Origin of the sequence: Desulfovibrio sp., assembly GCF_019424165.1 — a bacterium.
Lineage (GTDB): Bacteria > Desulfobacterota > Desulfovibrionia > Desulfovibrionales > Desulfovibrionaceae > Desulfovibrio.
This window is the reverse complement of record NZ_JAHZAA010000017.1, coordinates 1-21818: the sequence shown is the minus strand read 5'-3', so window position 1 is coordinate 21818 and position 21818 is coordinate 1. Positions and strand designations below refer to the sequence as shown.

Sequence of the window (21818 nt, the reverse complement as noted above, 5' to 3'; positions counted from 1 at the left end):
GAATGCAAGATGGCGGATACCCTACCCAAGGGCTACGAGCCCCATGACGTGGAAGCCCGGTGGCGTAAGCACTGGGAAGACGACAAAACCTTCACGCCCGACCCGGACGCCCCTGGCGAACCTTTTTCCATAGTCATTCCGCCGCCCAACGTCACCGGCGCGCTGCACATCGGTCATGCTCTCAACCTGACGCTCATTGACGTGCTCTGCCGTCACGCCCGCCAGAAGGGCAAGAATGTGCTTTGGGTTCCCGGCACTGACCACGCGGGCATTGCCACCCAGAATGTGGTTGAGCGCGCCCTGGCAGCCGAAGGCAAGGGCCGCAAGGACTTGGGCCGCGAGGCTTTTGTCGAGCGGGTGTGGGAATGGCGCGAAGACTACGGCCACCGCATCCTTGACCAGATTCGCGCCATGGGCGCTTCGGTGGACTGGTCGCGCCTGCGCTTTACTATGGATGAAGGCCTTTCCGCCGCCGTGCGCAAGGTTTTTGTGCAGTTGTACAACGACGGCCTTATCTATAAGGGCGACTATATTATCAACTGGTGCTCCCGCTGCCATACGGCGCTTGCCGATGACGAAGTCGAGCACGAGCAGAGCAGGGGCAGGCTCTGGAAGGTGCGCTATGCCCTTGCGGACGGCTCCGGCTCCATCACCATCGCCACCACCCGGCCTGAAACCATCCCCGGCGATACGGCCATTTGCGTACACCCCGAGGACGAGCGCTACGCCCACATGGTGGGCAAGACGGCGCTGGTTCCCGTGCTGGGCCGCGAAATTCCCATTATTGCCGATGCCTACGTGGATCGCGAGTTCGGTACCGGCGCGCTCAAGGTGACGCCCTGCCACGATCCCAACGACTGGATGCTGGGCAAGAAGCACGATCTGCTCTTTATCCAGGCCATCGACGAAAACGGCATCATGAAGGCTGAAGCCGGAATCTATCAGGGGCTGGAAAAGGCGGCATGCCGCGAAAAAATCGTGGCCGACATTGAGGCCGCCGGACAGCTCGAAGGCGTGGAAGAGCTGGAACATGCCGTGGGCCATTGCTACCGCTGCCACACCGTGGTGGAACCCCACGTTTCCACCCAGTGGTTCGTGGCCGCCACAAAGATGGCCCCGGCCGCCCGTGACGCCGTGCCTGGCATGACCCGCATTTTGCCGGAATCCTGGCTCAAGACTTATTACCACTGGCTGGACAATATCCGCGACTGGTGCATCAGCCGCCAGATATGGTGGGGCCATCGCATCCCCGCCTGGACCTGCGATGCGTGCAGCCAGTTGATTGTGGCCGAAGAGGCCCCGGACGTCTGCCCCCACTGCGGCAGCACCGCCCTGAAGCAGGATGAGGACGTGCTGGACACCTGGTTTTCTTCGGCGCTCTGGCCGTTCTCGACCATGGGCTGGCCCGCCGATACCAAGGAGATGCACCGCTGGTATCCCACATCTGTGCTGGTGACGGGTTTTGACATCCTGTTTTTCTGGGTGGCCCGCATGATGATGATGGGCATCCACTTTATGGGCAAGCCGCCCTTTGCCGATGTGTACCTGCACGCGCTGGTGCGCGACGCCTCGGGCCGCAAAATGTCCAAATCCACGGGCAATGTCATCAACCCACTGGAAATGATAGACAAATATGGTTGTGACTCCCTGCGCTTCACGCTGACGGCCTTTGCCGCCATGGGCCGCGATATCCGTCTTTCCGAAGACCGCATTGAAGGCTACCGCCATTTTGTCAACAAGCTCTGGAACGCCGCGCGCTTCACCCTTATGAACCTGCCCGAAGAAGCCCCGGCCCGCGTGGATCTTTCGGCCATACAGGGGCTGCACCATCAGTGGCTGCTGCACAGGCTTGAGGTGGTCAAGCAGGACATGGACCAGGCCCTTGAGGATTACCGCTTTAACGATGCGGCCCAGCTTGGGTACAAGTTTCTCTGGAACGAGTTTTGCGACTGGTATCTTGAGCTTATCAAGCCCGACATGCAGAGCGAAGACGAGCAGCGCAAGGCTGCCGCCCAGTATGTGCTGTGGCTGGCCCTGCGGGAAATACTGCTGCTGTTGCATCCGGTCATGCCTTTTGTCACGGCCGAGATATGGGCGGCCCTGTCCGTGCCGGCCGGTGAAAAAGCCACTGATCTGGCCTGCGAGCTTTATCCCGCACTGCGCCCGGCCTGCGTGCGCCCCGCCGAAGCTGCCCGTATGGAGCTTGTTCAGGGGATCATCGTGGCTGTGCGTACCATCAAGGCCGAGCTCGGCATCAGCCCCGCGCACCGCGTAAGCCTGCTCCTGCACCCCGTGGATGCGGCCCAGCAGGCCCTGCTGGAAGAAAACCGCGACCTCATGCTTACCCTGGCCCGCCTGGAAGGGCTTGACGTGGGAGCGGACGTGCATGCGCCCAAGGCCTCGGCTTCGGCTGTGGTGGAAGGCTGCCAGGTTATTGTGCCGCTCAAGGGAGCAGTGGACCTTAATGGTGAACTGGCCCGGCTGGACAAGGAACTTGCCAAGCTTGAAAAAGACATTGTGGGTGTGAATAAAAAACTCAGCAACGAGAGCTTCGTAAGCCGCGCCCCGGCCGACGTGGTGGAGCGCGAGCGCGAACGCGCCGGAAAGCTGCTGGACGCCAAGGCCAAGCTGGAGGCCCTGCGCACCCGCTTTGCCGAAGCCCTGAACGAAGAATAGAACGGAATGCGGGGAGGGCATGTTGTGCGACATGCTCTCCCCAATGTCTTTTTTGCTTCGTGGCACGTTGCCTTTTGGCTGCGGCACGGCAGCCGTGCCGCATAGCCGCAGCCTGCGGAAACTGCATGGTAATGCGGCCATGAAGCAGTCCTGATGATGCCCGGGAAGCTGCCCGGGCAATATCCGCCACATGCGCGCAGAGGCGTTGAACCTTTTTCGCGGCGGCGTGCCGGGCGAGTACCCTGCATGCTTTGAGAGTAGCCTTCTCGGTGTTGAAGCTTTAGTTGCGGCCGCCCATGCGGCCTGCGTGAGGAAAGTATGCATCCCGCCACCCTGGCCTATCTGCAACTGGGCGGAGCCATCCTGCTTGAGGTCATTGCCACGGCATGCCTCAAGCAGTCCGAGGGCATGAGCCGCCTTGTCCCCACTGTGACCGCCCTGGTCGGTTACGGCTTTTCATTTTTTCTGCTGTCGCTGGTGCTCAAGGTTGTACCCATGGGGATTTCCTACGGCATCTGGAGTGGTGTGGGCATCGTCATTGTCTCCATCATCGGTCTTGTTTTTTTCGGGCAAAAACTTGATCTGGCGGCCTGCATAGGGCTTGGATTTATTGTTGTAGGCGTGCTTGTCATCAATTTTTTTTCCAGCTCCGTGCCGCACTGATCACGGGCGGACAACCCGGCGCAATGATACGGTAAAGACACCCATGGCGTGACGCCAGGCGGTGTTTTTATGCGCAGATCACGGGCTTTCGCCGGGGAAGTTCTATTGACAGGCTTTGACAGGTAAGCTATGTCCTGTCCTCTTCAGGTGTCTAGTTTTTGAAAAATCCCAAATGGAGGGAAAGAATGCCCACGATTAACCAGCTTATCCGCATCGAGCGGAAGGCCGTGCTGAAACGCAAAAAGACCCCCGCCCTGCAGGCTTGCCCGCAGCGTCGCGGCGTGTGCACGCGCGTTTACACCACCACCCCTAAAAAGCCTAACTCCGCTCTGCGTAAGGTTGCCCGTGTGCGCCTGACCAACGGCATTGAAGTGACGGCGTACATCCCCGGCGAAGGCCACAACCTTCAGGAACACTCTGTGGTCATCATCCGCGGCGGCCGTGTAAAAGACTTGCCCGGCGTGCGTTATCACATCGTGCGCGGCACCCTGGATACCTCCGGTGTGGCCGACCGTCGCAAGAGCCGTTCCAAGTACGGCGCCAAGCGTCCCAAGTAGCCTTTTGTATCTTGTACGGCGTGCGCCATGCGGCGCGCCTGGCCGCCCGTTGTTTCGAGCGCCGGTGCGTTGCGGGGTTGGTGACGCCGAAAACCCGCATGAAGGAGAAACCCCATGCCCCGTAAAGGTCCTGTTCCCAAAAGGGAAGTGCTGCCCGATCCGATTTATTCCAGCCGTCTCATCACCAAGTTCGTGAACCGGCTCATGTATGACGGCAAAAAGGGCGCTGCTGAAAAAATTTTCTACAGCTCGTTGGAGCACCTGGCCGAAAAGACCGGTGAAGAACCCATGCGCGCCTTTGAAAAGGCCCTGGACAACGTGAAGCCCCACATGGAAGTCAAGGCCCGCCGCGTGGGCGGCGCCACCTATCAGGTTCCTATGGAAGTGCGCCCCGAGCGCCAGGTTTCCCTGTCCATTCGCTGGCTCATCAACTACGCCCGTTCCCGTGGCGAAAAAGGCATGACCGCGAAACTCTCCGCCGAACTGCTGGATGCTTTCAACGGGCGCGGTGGCGCGGTGAAAAAACGCGAAGACACCCACCGCATGGCTGATGCCAACAAGGCCTTCTCTCATTACCGCTGGTAAGAGGCCGTCCCGATTTTCTCATGAATGTATCCCGACGCCGCATCCGTAAGGAAGCGGCGTCGGTTTTGCACCACACCACACCGCATCCGCAGTATGGAGGATAACCCCGTGTCCCGCACCGTTCCTGTAGACAAACAGCGCAATATCGGCATCATGGCCCATATTGACGCCGGCAAAACCACCACCACCGAGCGCATTCTTTTCTATACCGGCGTGAGCCACAAGATTGGCGAAACGCACGAAGGCCAGGCCACCATGGACTGGATGGAGCAGGAACAGGAGCGTGGCATCACCATTACCTCCGCTGCCACCACCTGCTTCTGGAAAGACTGCCGTATCAACATCATCGACACCCCCGGCCACGTTGACTTCACCATTGAAGTGGAACGTTCGCTGCGCGTGCTTGACGGTGCCATCTGCGTGTTTGACGCCGTGGCCGGTGTTGAACCCCAGTCTGAAACCGTGTGGCGCCAGGCCGACCACTACGGTGTACCCCGCATCTGTTTCGTGAACAAGATGGACCGCATCGGCGCCAACTTCTTCCGTTGCGTGGGCATGATTCACGACCGCCTGGGCGCCAAGGCCGTGCCGCTGGAACTGCCCATCGGCGCTGAAGACAAGTTTGAAGGCGTTGTGGACCTCGTGCGCGGCAAGGCTATCCGCTTTGACAAGCTCAGCAAGGGCCAGGAATTTCTGGTTGAAGACGTGCCCGCCGAAATGCAGGACCTCTTTGAGGAAAAGCGCCACGAACTGCTTGAAGCCGTGGCTGAAGAAGATGAAGTGCTGCTCGAAAAGTACCTGAGCGGCGAAACCCTTACGGAAGAGGAAATTGTTTCCTGCATCCGCAAGGCTACCATTGCCCGCTCCATCGTGCCTGTCATGTGCGGCTCGGCTTTCCGCAACATGGGTGTGCAGCCCCTGCTGGACGCCGTGGTGGATTACCTGCCTTCGCCTGTGGACATTCCGCCCATGCCCGGCCATGTGCCCGGCAAGGAAGATGAAATCGTCGAATGCTACTGCAACGACAAGGATCCCCTGGCCGGTCTGCTGTTCAAGCTGTTCTCCGACCCCTTCATCGGGCATCTTTCGTTCTTCCGCATTTATTCGGGCTTCCTTGAGTCCGGCAGCACGGTGTACAACTCCAATACCGGCAAGCGCGAGCGCATCGGCCGCATCCTCAAGATGCACGCCAACAAGCGTGAAGACGTGAAATGGGCCGGCGCGGGCGACATTGTGGCCCTGGTGGGCCTCAAGAACGCCGCCACCGGCGACACCCTGTGCGATGAAAAGCGCCCGGTCATTCTGGAATCGCTGAACATCCCCGAGCCGGTCATTGAAGTGGCCATTGAGCCCAAGACCAAGGCTGACCGCGACGCCCTTTCCGCCGCGCTCAACAAGCTCGCCAAAGAAGACCCCTCTTTCCGCGTCAAGGGCGACGAAGAAACCAACCAGACCCTCATCGCCGGTATGGGCGAACTGCATCTGGAAATCATCGTTGACCGCCTGACCCGTGAATTCAACGTGAACGCCAACGTGGGCAAGCCCCAGGTGGCCTATCGCGAAACCATTTCCAAGCCTGCCAAGTCCGACGGCCAGTACGGCCACGTTGTTATTGAAGTCGAACCCAATCCGGGCAAGGGATATGAGTTCATCAACTCCATCACCGGTGGTGTCATTCCCAAGGAATACATCAACCCGGTGGACAAGGGCATCAGCGACGCCCTGAAGTCCGGTGTTCTGGCCGGCTTCCCCGTGGTGGACGTGAAGGTCAATCTGGTCTTCGGCTCCTACCACGAAGTGGACTCGTCGGAACAGGCCTTCTACGTGGCAGGCTCCATGGCTATCAAGGACGCCATGCACAAGGCCAGCCCCGTGCTGCTTGAACCCATCATGGACGTGGAAGTGGTGACGCCCGAAGAATACCTCGGCGACGTCATGGGCGACCTCAACGGCCGCCGTGGCCGCGTGCAGAGCATGGAAGCCCGCGCCGGCGGCGCGCAGAGCGTGCGCGCTCAGGTGCCGCTGTCCGCCATGTTCGGCTATGCCACTGACCTGCGCTCGCGCACTCAGGGCCGCGCCACCTTCACCATGCAGTTTGACCATTACGAAAAAGTGCCCCAGGCCATTTCTGAAGAAATTCAGAAAAGCAGGACATAGGCATTATGCGGGCGGGCGTTCCTCGGAGCGCCCGCCCTTGTCCTTCGCGTCACGGGCAGGCTGCTGCCGCCCACTGGCAGCGAAGGCCGGGGAAGGATATCCGGCGCACAGGTGCGGGGTCCTTCCTTTTGTTTTTTGCGCTTGGGTGCTTTGTTGCAAACAGTCCGGCACAGGCGCGCGGCAGGCGCCGCTGCCGGAAAATTCCAGTCCGGGCCACCGTGCCTGTGCTAAGCGAAAGCAGCGAATGGCGCGCAGCACCGGGCTTTCGGTGCAGTCGTCCGGCATTGATGCCGACGGCATACTTTTTTGAGGAGAACGTTCATGCAGAATGATTTGCCCAAAGGTTTCAGGGCCGGGGCCGCGGCAGCCAACTTCAAGAAAGCAGGCCGCGACGACCTGGGCCTTATTGTTTCCGATACACCCGCTGTGCTGGCAGCCATGTTTACGCAAAATCTTTTCAAGGCGGCACCTGTGCTGGTTTGTCAGGAAATTCTGGCCCGCGGGCGCGCAGTTCGCGCCGTGCTTGCCAATGCGGGGCAGGCCAATGCCTGCACCGGCGATGAGGGCCTTGCCAACTGTCGTGCTACCCAGGCTATGGTGGCTGGCCTTACCGGGCTTGCGCAGGATGAAATCCTGCCTCTTTCCACGGGTGTTGTGGGCGCGCATCTCAAAATGGATCTTTGGCTTGATGCTGTTCCTGCGCTGGTACAAAGCCTTGGCAGTCGCGATGCCGAGGGCTTTACCCGCGCCTTCATGACGACCGACGCTTTCCCCAAGTTTGCCACGCGCGAGGTGGCGCTTGCCGGCGGAACAGTGCGCCTGACGGTTATGGCCAAGGGGGCCGGCATGATCTGCCCCAACATGGCAACCATGCTCTGCGTGGCCCTGACAGACGCGCAGGTAGCCGCCGAACCCTGGCAGGCCATGTTTGGCCGCGCCGTGAACAGGACCTTTAACCGGGTGAGCGTGGATGGCGACACCTCCACCAACGACACCATTCTGGGGCTTGCCAACGGAGCCTCAGGGGTGGCTGCACAGGGGCCGGAAGACATCGCTCTGCTTGAAGATGCGCTTACGGCCATTCTGGGGCAGGTATCGTACATGCTGGTCAAGGACGGCGAAGGCGCACGCAAGGTTATTCACATTACGGTCAACGGGGCGGAAAACGACGCAGATGCCGAACTGGTGGCCCGTAGCGTGGGGCATTCACAACTGGTCAAGACAGCCATTTATGGCGGAGACGCCAACTGGGGCCGTATTGTGACGGCCGTGGGCTACAGCGGGGCCAGGTTTGATCCGGCGGCGGTGAGCATGAAGCTCTGCGGCATTGAACGCTTCCGCAAGGGCTGCCCGGTCAATGAAGACCAGGAAGCCGTACTCACCGAGCGGCTCAAGGGCGCGGATGTACAGGTGGATATTGATCTGGGCGGCGGCTCTGGCTCATATGCTTTCAAGGCTTCGGATCTTGGGCATGAATATGTGACGGAAAATGCGGATTACCGTTCATAAAGGCCGCCTCTGCGGCGCGGGGACTGCCGCGCGGCGTGCGGTATTGCGTGATCCGCAGGGATTGAGAGAAAAAAGGCTTGCCCTTTGGGATGGGAGTTTTGCCGCCCCGCTGGGGGGCGCTATGCCGTGGACGGCTTTGCGCTACACAGGCTGGGGTGGGAAAGAGCTTGTCCTTTGAGAGAGGTTTTTTGTCGCCCCGCGGGCGCGAAGGCTTTTTCTTTGTTTGTTATTTGGGCCGCCTGCGCGGCGTGCGGCAAGGTGGGGCCGGTTACGGGGCTGCGCCCCCTTCTCGGCCCCCCTTGCATCCCCCTCGAAGCACCTCCGCTGGGCCTTCCACATTCCATCGATCCTCAAGGCCACATCTGCACTCACTCCGGGCAATCCTGCTGGGCCTACCTGCTTCCGTAATTCCGCGAGGGCTGCACGGCCGCTGCTGCGGGAGCTTCCCTCGCTTCGTTCGGGTGATCTCCCTGCGCGCCGCGCAATACCATCCATCGCTTTCGCCTTGCCTGAAAAATCCGGGTCCGTTGCAAGACCGAAAATAACGAACCTGCCGCAGGGCAAGTCCTTTCCCCGCTGGACGGCAAGCCTCCTTGCCGAAGACAAGCCTTTTCCCTCATTGCCCGGGCGTACTCGCACCCCAGGCCTTTCAATTACCCTGTGGCGGCGAGGGCTGCGTTCCTTGTGCTGCGGAAGCCCCGCGGGATATGAGGCAGGGCGAGCGCCCGGTCAGACGCAGACATATCTGCACCAGCAGAACCGGCACAAGTATGAGTGCGCAAAACAGGTGGCAGAGTTTGATCACGGCGTAGGCTTTACCAAAAAAAGCCACATCAGGAAGATTGTGCAGCACCAGGGTCAGGCCGCTGAGAATAAGGACGCCCAGCAGCGCCGCCCGCAGGCATCCCCCAAGGGTGAGGCGCAAATATTTCCGGCCCTGCCGCCACCAGATGATAACGGCGTAGGTGCTGAGCATGAGCAGGGCCGCAGCTGCATAGTAGTGCCACAGGGGAGCACGGTTGTCCCAGTCCACCAGGCCGTAGCGCACGGCAAAAGGCAAATGGGCCAGGCCGGAAAACGCTGCGACTGCCAGGCTTGCAGCCCACAGCATATGAAACAGGCCGGAAAAAAGGCTCCGGTCCCGGTACTGCGAGCGTATCATGCGTGTCATGGCTTGCGCTCCTTTTTCCGATCGCGCCACAGGCGCAATGAAGCAAGGGCGGCTCCGGCCAGAGGGGCAGCCAGCACTATATCAAACAGGCTGTTTTCTTTCTCCATACTGGATCGGGCCGGACGCAGGCTCGGCTGCCCGAAGTCTACCTGTTCCTGCTGCAGCATGGCGGCTTCAATGTCCCTGAAAGGGACCGAAGAAACGTAGATGGTGTTGGTTCCGCCGTTTTCCGCAAGGCCGAAAAGCTCTCCCCGCCGCAGGCTCGCCATTTCTTTTGCGCGGGCCACCATCTTGTTGCGCGGGCCGATGCTTTGCGCCCCGGACGGACAGGCTGACACGCACACGGGCGTCTGCCCCTGCGCCAGCAAGTCCCGGCAATAATCGCATTTGAATACAAGACCATAGCCGATATAGCGGGGCGCGAGTTTGAGGTAAGGGCCGACGCCTGACTGGCGCTGGGGAATGCCCCATGGGCAGGCCCGGTGGCAGGGGCCATCTCCCAGGCACATGGATTCATCAATGTATGCAGCCCCCTGCGGGCTTTGCCGGGCCGCGCCGGAAGGGCACAGGCTCACACACTGGGGATTAAGGCAGTGCAGGCAGCGGCGCGGCATGAACACCTTGTGTCCCTCGCGGTGGCCGGAAAGAGTGCAGGACTGGATATACAGCCAGTTGTACGGGGTAAGGCGGTTTGTCACATCCTGCCGGTCGGACCAGTCGGCAACAGGCTTCCAGGAGGGAACTGGCTGGGGAATGGGCTTGTGCGGTACCGGCAGGCGGGCAAGGTTGCGCTCGCGGCAGGCATTGACGCAAGCGCCGCAGCCGGTGCAACGGTCCACGTCAATAATGGTACAGCAGTTCACATCGTCGGTGGACAGGCGCAGGGCCATGCCCTGGGCGGGCTGAAGGCCTGCGAACCCAAGACCGGCGGCCCCCACGGCCGATGTCAGCCCTTTGAGCAGGCGTCTGCGTTCTGGTAAAAAATCCTTTGCCATGCTGCCCCTTGAGAGGTTCTTTGCCATGTCTTTTCATGGATTATGGACACATACTACGCGTAGCAGGATGCTCGCGTCAACGCGCGGCCAGGCAGAAATGGAAAAAGGAAAGGTTACCGGGCCGGAGTCACCGCTTGATGCGGCAACGCCCGGCGGCACAGCAGCGGTTGCGATGGTCGCTTGTTGCAGCCGGGCAGGCGGAGTCGCCCGGCCGTAAGGTTCGTCGGAAAACGGTTTGTGGGTCAGGCTGTCTTTTTTTCAAAGGGCGGCGGCGGCCGCCAGCGCCAGAAAAGGGCCAGCAGGGGAACAAGCCCGACAAGTTCGGCCACCTCGCGCGGGGCCATCTTGCCGGTGAACCACCACAGGGCCAGGCTCACCATGATGGCGGCCAGCATAAGCAGCCATTGCCCTGCGCTCATGGGGCGGGCGGCCCACTGGAAAAACCCCACAGTCAGAATGGCGACCCACACCTTGGTGATGGTCAACGACAGGGCAGCGCCTTCCAGAGGCTGGGCCGGAATGAGCGTAAAGCAGCAGACAATGTTGAGCACAAGCCCGCTCACATAAAAGGCCAGCAGCAGACGATGACGGCGCATGCCAATCATGGCATAGGCTGCCAGATTGTGCAGAAAGGCTGTAGCCAGGCACGGGGTGAGCAATTGCTGGGCGCGGACGGCGCTTTCATAGTTTTGCCCGTAGATGAAAGGCAAAAAACGGTCGCTTTCCACACAGATAAGAAAAATTATGGGCAGGGCCGCCGCCCACAGTGTCCGGGCTGTCTGGCCCGCCAACTGGCTGAAGGCCGCCTTGTCTTGTTGCCAGTGTCTGGCCAGCAGGGGAAATATAACCTTGCCCAGCAGGGCGCTGGAAACCAGAACCGAGAGTCCCTCAATGGTTTCCCAGGCAACGCCGTACCCGCCCACATCGGCATTGCCCCCGTACTGCTTGAGAAAAATAACGTTGATCTTGTTGTAGAACATGGCGCAGGCGGCCATGCAGGTAAAAATAAGGCCGTGCTTCATCTGGCGCGCAAGGTCTAACATACCGGCCTTGCCGACGCCGGTCAGGGGATTGCGTCCGAGCGCTACCAGCGCGAAAAGGATGCAGAGTACGGATTCGATGGGTTTGTACAGAGCGATGACAATGGGCGGCGCGCCCATAATCACGCACGCAATGCCAAAGCCGATGCCGATGAGGGCCGAAGGCACGCGGATGCGCATTTCGACATCCTGCCGCCCACGGGCCTGGCACAGGGCAAAAAAGGAGTCGCTTACGCCGTCAAGACCGAGGCCTGCGGCAATGCAGAGCACTATGAGTCGCAGTTCCGGGCTGTAGTTCTGCCAGCCTGTCACCAGCCATGTCGTGACCAGCGCCAGCACCAGCACAACAAGTTTGAGCCATGTGACCTCACCGAGCAGCGCCCGGGGGCGGCCTTCACGTCGGGCGAAGGTGGACAGCAGAAAATCGTTAAGCCCCACATCAGCAATGGTTTTCACCAGATAGCCAAACGTGAGGGCCAACACGATCTGGCCCATAATATCCGGGCTGCGGCGGGCCAGCAATATGGTAAAGGCCGTCCATGCCAGGTCGCGCGTCCATTGCGCGCCCAGAATGTACCCGAGCCTGCGGGGGATGCTTTTGAGCTTCATGCCTCGGCTTTACCTGCCGCCCCCGAAACGCACAACGGCCTTGAAGCCGGGCTTGAGTTCCAGATCAGGGTTGGGAACAGTGATCTCCACCGTGTAGTAGGACGGATTTGAGACGCTCATGTCACTGGAAACCCAGGATATTTCATTGACCTTACCGGGAAAAACCTTGTTGCCGAGCGAGGGAATTTCCACATCCACCTTGTCCCCTTCCGAGATGCCGCTGATTTCGGCCTCGTACACAGGCACCTGAATCAGCACGGGGTCAAGCTGCCCTACCCTGATAGGCATGCTGCCTGCCTGCAGCAGGGTGCCGGGGTTGAGGGTGGCGTCAAGAGAGAGCACGTACCCCTTGATGGGGGAGGTCAGGGTGAGGGTTTCAGGCAGGATTTCGCCTTCCTTGATTTCCTGTCCAAAGTAGCTGCTCAGTTCCTTGAGGCGGATGGCAAAGCTGTTTTCAGCTTTCTTGATGGTAATGGTGGTGAGCTCGATACGACGCTGCAGGGAGGTCACGTCTTCTTCAAGACGGCCGGAAGCCTGCCGGGAGCCGAGGCCCGAGGCGGCAAGCTGGCGCGCCTTGTTGCGCTGGGCAATGGTTTCGGCCAGCTTGCGTTCAAGGTCAAGTACCTGACCCTTGAGGCTTTCTGTGCTTGGCCCCTGCATAACTTCGCGCTGCAAGGCGCGTTCAGCGTCTTCATGCAGGTGGTAGCGCATGAGCGGGGCGTCTTCCTCAACGGCTTCGCCGGGTTTGACAAGCACTTCGTCCACCACCCCGTTAAAGGGCATGGGTATGGCGCGCGTAACCGTGGTCACCACTTTGCCGGTAAGGATGGTCACGCTGCTTTTGCCGCCTTCGGCCGCAGTGGCGGCGACAGCCAATGCCAGGCTGCACAGCAGAGCCAGCGTCAGAAACAGGCCGCGCGCGGCGGGGGAGCATATACGGGCAAGGCGTTGCATTACAGCACCTCTTTGGCGGGCAGGCCGAGGAAATGTTCCTGAAGGACCGTGGAAAGGTGCATCCATTCAAGCTGGGCCAGCTCGCAGGTCAGCTCGGCGCGAATAAGGGCCACCTGGGCCTGCACCATGGCTTCCTGCTTGTCGGCCACGGCGGGCAGTTCGGCGATGCCTTCGTTGAAAGAAATGTGGGCTTCCTTGAACTGCATGGCTGCCGTGTCAAAGCGCGTACGTGCCAGTTTGAGCTCGGTTTCGGCCAGGGCCACGCTCTGTTCGGCCTGCAGCCACCGGTTGGAATAGTCGGTGCGCTTGCGGGCCATCTCATGAAAAGCCTGCGCCTTCTGCATGCGGGCAGTCTGCACGCCGCGGTAGCGGCGGCCCCAGTCCAGCAAGGGGAAACTGAAATTCAGGTGCAGGAAGGTATCTTCGCTGCCGCTGGAGGGTTGATATTGACCGGCGGGCGGGTTTTTGTCGATGGCGATGCTCATGTCGGGAATATACTGTGCCCAGGCAACCATGATGTTATAGTCGCCAAGCTTGATCTGGCCGCGCAGCAGCAGATCGTCTTCGGTGGTGGTCCAGCGTTCGTCCCACTTGAGCTTGCGTCCGTTAAAGTCGCGCAGGATTTCTTCGGCGCTGGAGGTGTCCACATCCAGGCGCTGCTGCGGATCCACGCCCGCGAGGATCTTGAGCTGGGTAAGCTGCATGGTTTCTTTCATCTTGGTCTGCTCCAGCATAAGCTCAAGCTCGCGCTGGTGCTGCATCGCCAGATTGAGAGAAACACCCTGACGGCCGTCAACGGCTTCCACCTGCTGCCAGTAGGAAACCAGTTCCTTGCCGATGGGCAGCAGATCTTTCTGTGCCTTGACGATTTTTTTCTGTGCCTGCAGTTGCAGGTAGGCCTGGCCGATCTTGTAGATCGCTTCGCCCACGGCCTTGCGGTGCGTGGAGATAGCCAGGTTGACCATGGCCTTTTGCACCTGATGTTCAAAATAGGCGGCCACAGGATTGGGAAAGGCAGCGTGAAAGCCCACGGTAAATTTGGCACGCCCGTAGTCGCCGGGGGTGTCCTTGTGGTCCATGTTGTAGCGCGTGAGGTTGTTGGTAACCTGCATGGTCATGCGTGGTTCGGGCAGGTATTTCCACACGGCATCGGTAAGGGCAACACGCTTGATTTCCAGGTCAACCGCGCTGTTGACCAGAAGCGGTGACTGCTGGATGGTAAGAAAAACACAGTCTTCAAAGGTGAAGACCTTGGCGGGATCATAAAGGTTGGGAACCGCAGCCTCGAGCTTGGCCTTGTTTTCTACCGGCACGCCGGGAGCCTCTTCCAGCCAGTGTCTGGCGGGCAGTTCCGGCGACTTGAGTCCCGCCTTGTTGGAGGCACAGGCAGAGAAAAGAAGGGTCAGAACGAGCAGCAGCGGAAGATAGGTCCGCGCTGGAAGGAAAGTACGTGCGTTATGCGGCATCTGGCACCCTTTACAGGCTCGCGCGCCCGGCGCGTTGGTATGGTCACGGTTGTTGCGGCGGGAACGCGCTAAGGCGCGATGGGTCCGTGGTCCCGCCGGTCAAATTCCAGATGATGAAGAGTGAGGAAGACGCGGCCGCGTTCGTCAACGGCCTGGCCGTCAAAACGCAGCAGCCGGGGATCCGACCATGAGCGGCGCAGCACCACATGCCACGGCCCTTTGCCCCTTTCGGCCCCGAATCGGATAAAACCAGCCGCGTGCAGCCGCCAGCAGCGTACCGCATCGGCCACCGCTGTTATGCCCGCGCTGGTATGTTCAGCTTCCTGGGCGATAGACAGCCAGGCAGCCTGCACCATTCCCTCCACCACATGCAGAACATCAGCATAGCCTTTATTGCCCTCGGGGGCAATGGCCGCATGCGGCGGATTAAGGCGCGCCGCGTATCTGTGCTCTGGTAAAATCAAAAAATCCTGTAACATGCGCCAGGGCGCGCCAAGGCCGACGGCCTCATAAAAAAGTTCGGTGTCCAGACCGGGAACCGCGGCATCGCCGTTTTTTTCGAAAATACCGGCCTCGTGCGGCCACAGGGGGGGGACCTGCCCACTGTCCGCAGCCAGCAGGGTCATGCCCCCGGCTACAGGGGCGTACTGGCCGAGATGCCTGCCGTTGGCCGTAATTTCGCGCACGGCCAGATCGCCCCGGCACATGCGGGTCATGACGCCGTCCTGCATGAGCCAGGGTTCGGCCTCCACGGTCAGGCGGCATTCACGCGTGATGCCGGGCGGCAACAGCGGCGGCTCATGAAAGCGCAGGTCTGAAAAACCGGTTACGGTAAGCCAGGGCAGCCACAGGCTGGAGGCTTCCAGCAGGGCCGCAAGGGCGCGGTTTGTCGGCAACCAGGGCGTGTTTTCGCCAAGGGCATTGCCCGGCTGCCCGCCGTGCAGGGCCAGATCCGTGTCGGCAAAGCGCGAATAGTGGCAGTTGCCCTGAAACAGCGTGGCCGTGCCGCGGTATGGCGGGTGCGGATCGGGAAAAACCAGGGGGTAGAAGCGGGGCCGCTCGACCAGGGCCAGGCCCGCGTCCGTCGGGGCGTGCTCAGCCCGGTGGCCGGGTTCAGCACGGTGCGGCAGGGCGGTGTGCCGCGCCCAAAATACATGCCCCGTTGCGCCGCGCAGCAGTTCGCGGGCCAGCAGGTCGCCCCATTCGTTGAGCCCGGCGCGCAGGCTGGGTTCAAGCAGACGCACGGCGCGTACGGCTACACCCGCTTCCTGCCCCAGCGTGTCGAGGCATTTTTCCAGCGAGCCGTCGCAATACATGTTTTCCCGTGCGGGCAGAAGCAGACTGCACAGGCAGGCGTAGCGCAGGCCATGCCCCAGGGAGGAGCGCATGGCGGCTTCCAGAACTTCCGGCATGCGGGCCTCGGCGAAGCCGGCATCTGAAGAGGCGGGGCCGCGGGCTGCTCCATCCGGCTGCGCAAGGGCGGCGGGTGCGAAGATGAGGCCGTCCACGCGGCCCTCACGGTGGGCCAGAGCGTCAAGAGCCATGCGGGTTTCTTCGGCAAGGGCCAGCGCCTCTGTGGCGCTGTGCGGCAGGCGTATGCGCAGGTCAAGGGGTACAAGGCGCGAACCGGCTTTGGCCAGGGGAGCGCAGGCTTCAAGCTGCTCTTTCGGCACGGCCAGTACGCAGCCCAGCGGCGCAAGCCCGCTCATGAGCGCGGGCAAAAGGTCAGGCTCAAAAAAGAGCAGGGCCAGCACGTCGCCTTTGCGAATGGGCAGCCCCTGTCCGCAGGGGTCCAGTGGCAGTTGGGCGGGGACGCTTTGTGCCTGGTTTGCGGCATCCTCTGCTTGAGTGTTTTCTTCCGGCTGATGCCGCGGCAGAGGCGCAAAACGACCCAGGGGAGCGCAGGCGCAGGCCAGTGCTGCACGGCGGGAAGGGCTTGCGCCTGTTGTTACGGATTCCTGACCGCCTTCGGCAAAGAGGGGGCCGCCCAGAATGCGTGCCAGATCGCCTATGGTGGAAACCTTGAGCAGATCTTCAAAATTGACGGTGATATCCAGCGCTTTTTCCACTTCCTGAATAATGAGCGGAAAGCGGCTGGAGCGCAGGGCCAGGTCATAGCGCAGGTCCATTTCTGGACGCAGCTCTTCCGCTGGCCGTCCGCTGGCGCGGGCCAGCACGTCCATGACGACGCGCAGCGCAGCGGCGGCGGAAACGGATGCCGTTGTTTCTTCCACCCTTGAAAGAGGCGCGGACGGTGCTTCGGACGGCAGCGCAGCTTCGGTGGGCGGCGCGTTTTGCGCGTCGTGTGCCACAGGGCAGGCGGTGTCCGGCGTTCCGGCGGGTACAAGGCCGCAGTGTGGCAGCGGTGTGCGCGCGGCAGCCGCAGCATCGCCGCCGTCGTGCGTGGTGGTGAAGCGCGCCCGGATGGCGCTTTCGCGCAGATGGCCGAGGGCGTAGAGCTGTGCGCACGCCTGACGCATGCCTTCAACTTCCTTGCCCTTGCGCCCGGCCGACAGGCAGAGGGCGCGGGCTTCGTTGTCCCGGACAAGGCCGCAAAGGGTGTCCTGAGGTCCCAACTCCACAAAATGCCGGATACCGTCCCTGTTCCACATGGCATGCACACACTCGGTCCAGCGGACGGAATTTTCATCCAGGTCGGTAATGTGGCGGCAGATGGAAGGCTGGTCATCCGGGTAAAGGCCGGTGGTTATGCAACTGAGCATGGGGCTGTGGGGGGCGTGCATTTCGAGGGCATTGAGGCGGCGCAGCGAAAGATCGCGCAGCACGCGCATGCTCGGATGATGGAACGCCATGCTTACGTTGAGCACAATGGCCGGTATGCGCCGTTTGCGCATGCTCTTGCGGGCTTCCTGCAGGGCTTCGCGCGGGCCGCTGAGGATGAACTGCTGGGGGGTATTATAATTGGATACGTACAGGGTCGGCCAGGTGGCGCGGATTTCTTCCACGACCTCCGCGCTGGCGTGCACGGCCATCATGCCTGTCTCGCGTGTGGCCGCGGCCTCCAGCTCGGCCATGTGTACTGCGCGCGTGTCCAGAATATACCAGGCCACCTCGGGCGAATAGATGCCGCTGAAGCAGAGGGCGATAAGTTCGCCCAGGCTATGGCCGCAAAAGAGTGAGGGACGCAAACCCAGCGAAGAAAGCACGCTCCACTGCGCAAACTCAAGCATGAAAAAGTAGGGCGACTGCCAGCGGGTGAGGCTGACCTTTTCCACGTCCTTTTCATCCATAAGGCCAAGCACGTCCCAGTCCGCCACGGCGGCGATGCGGTCCATGGCCGCGCGCGCCACAGGGAAACTGTCGTACAGTTCACGGCCCATGCCCGGCCAGACCGAACCAAGCCCGCAGCACATGACGGCCAGGGGCGGCGGCGTCTGGGCAGGGGATATCCACAGGCCGCGTGGCTCAAGAGCCGCAAGCGCGGCAGCATCGGGATTGCGTGGCAAGGCAAGAAGTTCCTGCCGCCACAGGGGATTGGTGGCGCCTATGCGCCATAGTGTGCCGTCCTGGGGAAGTTCCGCGTAGCGCACTCCGTCAAGTATGATCTCGCCAGGCGCGGCATGGGCGTCGGCTGTGCCGGGCATGGCGGGCGCGGGGGCGGCAACCGTGACCGCTGCGGCTTGGCGGCAGGGCGTGGGTGCGGCGTGTGCGCCTGTTTGTTCCTGTATGTCGCGGGACGGGCTTTTGCGGCATGTAAGTGTGTCGCAGCAGGGCGGGGTGGGCGCGGGCAGGCGCAGCAGCAGGGGCTGGCAATGCAGCCTGCCGTCCTCATCGGCCGTGAAGTCCAGCAAAAGAATGGTCGGCACGCGCCCTGTCTCGGGCTGCAGGTGCTGGTCTGCCCCCAGGGGGCATTGGGTCGGCGTTCCGGGGATGCTTTCGCCGGGGGCTTCCACGGCGTTGCCCCCCTGTTCCGGCATGTGGCGCAAGAGTTTTTCAGCCTCCTGCATAAGGCCGGGCGCGAAGGGCTCGCACTGTAGCCGGACCGGCCCGATACGCCAGAGGTTTTGCAGGCCTTCAAGGGCAAGCGCCAGAGGCTGGGCCAACGGAGTGGGGGGCTTCTGCTCGTTCCAGCAAAGCCAGAGCATGACGGGGCCGGAATCTTCCGCATGGGTGAGCCAGTCAAAGCACTGGCGGGCCAGGGTCTGGGCGCAGACCTGCCCTGTGAGGAGAGGTTGCCTGGCGGAGCCGGAATCCTCCGGGACGGGACGTGAAAACGCGGCGCCGGAAAGCGACACAACAAGCAGGCCGCCGGAAAGAACGGCGCTTTGCGGTGCACGGTTTTTACCGTATTGAGGAGCAGGATATTGCTGCATAAAATTTCAAGCCTGTGGAGCGCGGTTGGTCAAAAAGGGCCGAACCGTGATCTCAGATCGGCTAAGGGTGTTATGTTAGGGCATATCGCAGTGCTTGTCCAGAAGCGCAGCGGTAAATGTGCGCCGGAAGTGCGCGCGGCAAACCGCCCGCAGTGCCTGAAGTCTTGCTGGAAGCCGGTTTTGCGGTCTGGTGTGTATTTGTCATTCCCCACTTGCCATAGCTTCGCGCTTTGGCTATACTGGCTCCTTACAAAGTTGCGCTCTGTGCCCGGCGGCTCGCCGCAGGGTGCGGATAGGCGCGTTTTTTGGACAAATTAAGAGGACAAGGCATGAAGAAAGACCATTCCTGTCAGGCCGGAAAAGAGGCGGCATCAACAACCGCTGCCGCTACTGAAAGCTCCGCCGGCGGTTTCAGCCGCATGCGTTCCAAGCTCGCCTTTGACCGGCTTGTGGAGATGGGAGCCAAGATGGGGATGGAAAATCCTCTTTTTCTTTGCCACGAGCGCGCGGCCAAGGCCACCACGCTTATTGAAGGCAAAGAATATCTGAATTTTTCCACCTACGATTATCTGGATATCAACGCCCATCCGGAAATAACCGAGGTCGTCACCGAAGCCGCCGCCGTATACGGCACTTCCGCCGGGGCCAGCCGCCTTGTGGGCGGCGAGCGCCCGCCCCACCGTGCGCTGGAGCGCGCTTTCGCTGATCTGTATGGCGTGGAAGACAGTATCGTGTACGTGAGCGGCCACGCCACCAACGTATCCACTCTGGGCTTTTTGCTCGGCCATCGCGACGCCATCTTTCACGACGGCCTGGCCCACAATTCGCTGATTCAGGGCGCGCGCCTGTCCCACGCGGCGCGCTACTCGTATAATCACAACGATTGCGATGCCCTTGAAGAAATCCTCAAGGCCAAGCGCGCAGACCACAAGCGGGCCATTATCGTTACCGAAGGCCTGTTCAGCATGGACGGCAACATCCCCGACCTGCCCCGCATCATCCGGCTGAAAAAGCAGTATGACTGCATGCTGCTGGTGGACGAGGCTCACTCGCTGGGGGTGCTGGGCGCAACCGGACGCGGCGCTCACGAGCATTTCGGCATTGACGCCAATGAAGTGGACATGTGGATGAGCACGCTCTCCAAGTCCATGTGCGGGTGCGGCGGCTTTATTGCCGGCCGGCATGAGCTGGTGGAATTTCTCAAGTACGGTTCACCGGGCTTTGTGTTCAGCGTGGGCATGCCCCCGGTTATTGCCGTGGCCTGCCACAAGGCTCTGGACATTATGCTGCGTGAGCCGGAACGGGTACACAAGCTGCAGAGGATTTCCAAGTTTTTTGTGGAGTACGCTTCGAGCATCGGCCTTGATACAGGCGCGGCCCAAGGCTACGCCATTGTGCCTGTCATGGTGGGCGACCCCATGGTGGCGGGCTTTTTGTCCAACGCCCTGTTCAAACGCGGCATCTACGTCATGCCCATCACATTTCCGGCAGTCAAGGAAGGCACAGACCGGCTGCGTTTCTTCCTTTCGGCCGCCCATACGGAAGAACATATCCGCAAGGCGCTCGATGCTGTGAAAGAAGAGATTCCCAAGGCGCAGGCCATTGTTGAAAAATACAAAAGCGACCACGCCGAAGAATCCCTGGGCGAATAAAAACAACACTCCGGCCGGGCCTTATGGCCCGGCTCTCGTTTGCTGCGGAGACCGACATGTCTTTTACCAGTGGCGATGCCACAGAAGCGGGAGCAGAGCGCGGCCGGCAGGCGGCGCCCCCGGCTGTCGCGTATGTGCTTCTATGGTTCCCTTTATCCTCGGAAACATTTATATTCCGTGAGGTTGTACAGCTCAGACAGCGGGGCCTTCCGGTCTATGCCTACAGCATGTACGGCGAAAACCTGAAGGGCTGCAGCGAAGAGATGCGCGATTATGACGGCCCTGTACGGCGTATGGGCTTCAGGGCCGCGGGCAGGGTTCTGGCCGCCTTCTGGCGTGCCCTGCGGCAGCAACCGGACAAGGTGTGGCGGCTTATGCGCGAGGGTCTTTTCCGGCGCATGCGCAACATTGAGGCCGTGGGCGAGAATACCTGGTGCTTTCTGGCGGGTTTTCTGCTGGCCGAGCAGTGCCGCCGGGATGGCGTGCAGCTTATCCATGCGGCCTGGGCCAACGGGCCTGCCACCGCCTCCTGGGTGGCCTCCCGCATGTCCGGCATTCCTTTTGCCTTTACGGGCCGCGCCGGAGATATCTATCCCGAAGACGGCCTGCTGCGGGAAAAATCGCGCGATGCGCTCTTCATCCGCACCAATAACCACACCAACGTGCAGTGGTTGCGCAGCTTTTGCCCGCCGGAAAGCGCGGACAAGGTGCACGCCATCTATAACAGCCTTACATTCCGCCCGCGCGGCCGGTGCGCCATGCCCATGCAGCCGCCGTACCGCCTGCTGGCTGTAGGGCGTTTTGCCCGTACCAAGGGCTTTCCCGAACTGCTTACGGCCATGGCCCGGCTGCGTCGTGAAAACGTGCCGGTGACCCTGACCCTTGTGGGGGACGGCAACTGGCGGCGCAAGCTGACAAAGATGCGCGATGCGCTTGGGCTTGCCGGGGTTGTGGATATGCCTGGCTTTATCCCCCACGATAAAATCTGTGATTTCATGCTGGATCACGACATGCTTATCATGCCCAGCGTTGTGCATACCAACGGCGACCGTGACGGCATCCCCAATGTGATCATGGAAGCCCTTTCACACCGCATGCCTGTCATTGCCACCGATGTGTGCGGCATTGCCGAGGTGATCATTGACGGCGAGACCGGCCTTCTGGTGCAGCAGCGCGATCCGCGCGCGCTGGCCAATGCCGTGCGCCGCATGCTTGCTGACAGGCAGGCTGCGCTGGACATGGCCGAAGCGGGCCGCGCCCTGGTGGAAAAGCTTTTTGACCCCGCCCGCAACATAACGGCCGTATACGACCTGTACGTGACGGAATGCGCCCGCGCCCACCATGAGCGGGACAACGGCCACGATGACCCCCGCCGGAGCCTTCCCGGAAACCGCGTGGCGGAAGACGGCGCATGACTCGCCCGGCAGTTGCACTGGCCTTCACGCTGCGC

14 protein-coding genes are annotated in these 21818 nt (G+C 61.3%); 8 read left to right on the top strand and 6 right to left on the bottom strand.

The window, feature by feature from the left end:
• Positions 1-9 precede the first annotated feature (9 nt).
• The 6 genes from QZ377_RS07560 (at position 10) to argJ (ending at position 8147) form a co-directional block, all read left to right on the top strand.
• Complete coding sequence (locus tag QZ377_RS07560) at positions 10-2676, top strand: valine--tRNA ligase (RefSeq protein ID WP_291440560.1); 2667 nt, start codon at positions 10-12, stop codon at positions 2674-2676.
• A gap of 318 nt (positions 2677-2994) precedes the next feature.
• On the top strand, positions 2995-3339 hold the full coding sequence (locus QZ377_RS07555; protein ID WP_291440559.1) for an SMR family transporter: 345 nt from the start codon (positions 2995-2997) through the stop codon (positions 3337-3339).
• Positions 3340-3524: 185 nt separating this feature from the next.
• Entirely contained in the window at positions 3525-3896 is a 372-nt protein-coding gene (gene rpsL, locus QZ377_RS07550; RefSeq protein WP_012625691.1) for a 30S ribosomal protein S12, read from the top strand.
• Positions 3897-4010: 114 nt separating this feature from the next.
• Positions 4011-4481, top strand: coding sequence for a 30S ribosomal protein S7 (rpsG, locus tag QZ377_RS07545; RefSeq protein WP_012625690.1), 471 nt, complete (start codon positions 4011-4013; stop codon positions 4479-4481).
• Positions 4482-4589: 108 nt separating this feature from the next.
• Positions 4590-6638 (top strand): elongation factor G, encoded by a 2049-nt coding sequence (gene fusA, locus QZ377_RS07540; protein WP_291440558.1) that lies wholly within the window; start codon positions 4590-4592, stop codon positions 6636-6638.
• 321 nt (positions 6639-6959) lie between these two features.
• Positions 6960-8147: a bifunctional glutamate N-acetyltransferase/amino-acid acetyltransferase ArgJ gene (gene argJ / locus QZ377_RS07535; RefSeq protein ID WP_291440557.1), complete on the top strand. Its 1188-nt coding sequence runs from the start codon at positions 6960-6962 to the stop codon at positions 8145-8147.
• Between the two features lie 649 nt (positions 8148-8796).
• Here argJ and QZ377_RS07530 read toward each other — a convergent pair.
• From QZ377_RS07530 to QZ377_RS07505, 6 genes are all read right to left on the bottom strand, one after another.
• Complete coding sequence (locus QZ377_RS07530; protein WP_291440556.1) at positions 8797-9318, bottom strand: FeS-binding protein; 522 nt, start codon at positions 9316-9318, stop codon at positions 8797-8799.
• Positions 9315-10340 (bottom strand): 4Fe-4S dicluster domain-containing protein, encoded by a 1026-nt coding sequence (locus tag QZ377_RS07525; protein ID WP_291440555.1) that lies wholly within the window; start codon positions 10338-10340, stop codon positions 9315-9317. Before QZ377_RS07525 ends, QZ377_RS07530 begins: the two co-directional genes overlap by 4 nt.
• Positions 10341-10555: 215 nt before the next feature.
• Positions 10556-11962, bottom strand: coding sequence for an oligosaccharide flippase family protein (locus QZ377_RS07520; protein WP_291440554.1), 1407 nt, complete (start codon positions 11960-11962; stop codon positions 10556-10558).
• A 9-nt stretch (positions 11963-11971) separates the two neighbouring features.
• Positions 11972-12916, bottom strand: a complete 945-nt coding sequence (locus QZ377_RS07515) for an efflux RND transporter periplasmic adaptor subunit (protein ID WP_291440553.1) — start codon at positions 12914-12916, stop codon at positions 11972-11974.
• A complete protein-coding gene (locus tag QZ377_RS07510; RefSeq protein WP_291440552.1) occupies positions 12916-14382 on the bottom strand; it encodes a TolC family protein in 1467 nt (488 codons plus the stop codon). The genes QZ377_RS07515 and QZ377_RS07510 overlap by 1 nt, the downstream gene beginning before the upstream one ends.
• A 68-nt stretch (positions 14383-14450) precedes the next feature.
• A complete protein-coding gene (locus QZ377_RS07505; RefSeq protein ID WP_291440551.1) occupies positions 14451-18716 on the bottom strand; it encodes an acyltransferase domain-containing protein in 4266 nt (1421 codons plus the stop codon).
• Between the two features lie 329 nt (positions 18717-19045).
• On the opposite strand from QZ377_RS07505, the gene QZ377_RS07500 reads away from it, so the two are divergent.
• Together QZ377_RS07500 and QZ377_RS07495 are read left to right on the top strand one after the other, a co-directional pair.
• Complete coding sequence (locus QZ377_RS07500; RefSeq protein ID WP_291440550.1) at positions 19046-20368, top strand: aminotransferase class I/II-fold pyridoxal phosphate-dependent enzyme; 1323 nt, start codon at positions 19046-19048, stop codon at positions 20366-20368.
• 56 nt (positions 20369-20424) lie between these two features.
• A complete protein-coding gene (locus QZ377_RS07495) occupies positions 20425-21783 on the top strand; it encodes a glycosyltransferase (RefSeq protein ID WP_291440549.1) in 1359 nt (452 codons plus the stop codon).
• The last annotated feature ends 35 nt before the right edge of the window (positions 21784-21818 follow it).